This window comes from Bartonella sp. TT110JLCBS (assembly GCF_042193405.1).
Taxonomy (GTDB): Bacteria; Pseudomonadota; Alphaproteobacteria; order Rhizobiales; family Rhizobiaceae; genus Bartonella.
The window spans coordinates 1-1,167 of the sequence record NZ_JBHILT010000117.1; the positions used below are offsets into that span (position 1 = coordinate 1).

Below are 1,167 nucleotides of genomic sequence, written 5' to 3' on the forward strand. Positions count from 1 at the left end.
TCAACTATAGCATTGCAGTCCTCATCTCCAATGCCTCGATGGTTAGAAAGCTTAAACAATGCCATCCACAAATCGCACAAAAAATCGACACTGCTATTCATTGTACACCTCCATGAATTTGCTCTCTTAAACATGCTAATCCTCTGGAGGTAATTTTTGTTGAAGGGAGTACCTTTTCTGTGCCATCTGGTCTTTGGATAGTAATAGCAGGGCAGTCCATAAAGCCTTTCTTGATTTTATCCTGATAAGGTAACAGAGGTGCCCCTGGAGCCCGTCGATAGACCCAATCATGTTTACGCAAGTAATCTGTTAAGTCCTTTGGTCTTACCTCTAACATCTTTGCTGCTTCAATAAGACCGAACAGCCCATCAGAACGTTTTAAGCCTTCCAAAGCTTCTGCTTTAGGCTTGAGTGTACTCACCTCATTTCTTAAGTCTTCTAATTGATTGATACTTTCTAAAAGGAGCTGTTTAATCGTAAGAGGATTTTCCAAAGCATTGGCAAGATCTACTTGTGGTGTTGCTACTTGTCTTTCCAATTCTTGCCAGCGGTCAATAATCTTTGCTCGTAAAGCAGTGCTGTAACCCGAAACAAGAATTAAACATTCACGCTTAGGTAAGTTATAACAAGGGCGGCTTTCACCTTTTGCATCAATGTAAGTACCTATAAAATCAACCGGCTCAAATTTGAGCTCGTTAAATATTTGCTTAATATCACGCATAACATTCTTATGCTGCTTACCACACACTTCTGCAATTTCAATGCTAGACATAGTCTGAGTAACAGCACTATGAGAAGTACTTTTTTTAATTTCTATAAGAGTGTTCATGAGAACTCCTTGTGGGTTAGATGTTTTTGATTGACACTCCATAAGAGTGCCGGGTGCTCAAAAACACGGCCACAAGTCCGTCGTTACGCTTTTCCCATAAGGGTATTGTATAGCGTAACTACACCCGACAAGACTGTTATATGCTACGGCATATAATGAGTCAAAATCTTTAATGTATAGAAGACTGATTATTTCGGTAACCAATCCGCTTGCGGTTTAAGGTGTTTTTGAGGCACCTGATTCGATTATTCATACTCCTGTCACAATGTCAAGTGGCAATGTAATGTTTTTATAAAAGTAATCAAAACGGCTTGCTAAATAAAGATGCCTTATTGTTT

Annotated in this window: 1 protein-coding gene; it reads right to left on the reverse strand. The window is 39.2% G+C overall.

Translation table 11 applies throughout. The features are described from left to right. Positions 1-97: 97 nt before the first annotated feature. On the reverse strand, positions 98-829 hold the full coding sequence (locus tag ACFILW_RS09875; RefSeq protein ID WP_375685740.1) for a phage antirepressor KilAC domain-containing protein: 732 nt from the start codon (positions 827-829) through the stop codon (positions 98-100). Positions 830-1,167: the final 338 nt, after the last annotated feature.

Excerpts from the sequence above, each read along its gene's own strand:
- ACFILW_RS09875 (WP_375685740.1), bottom strand. The coding sequence starts at position 829 with ATGAACACTCTTATAGAAATTAAAAAAAGTACTTCTCATAGTGCTGTT.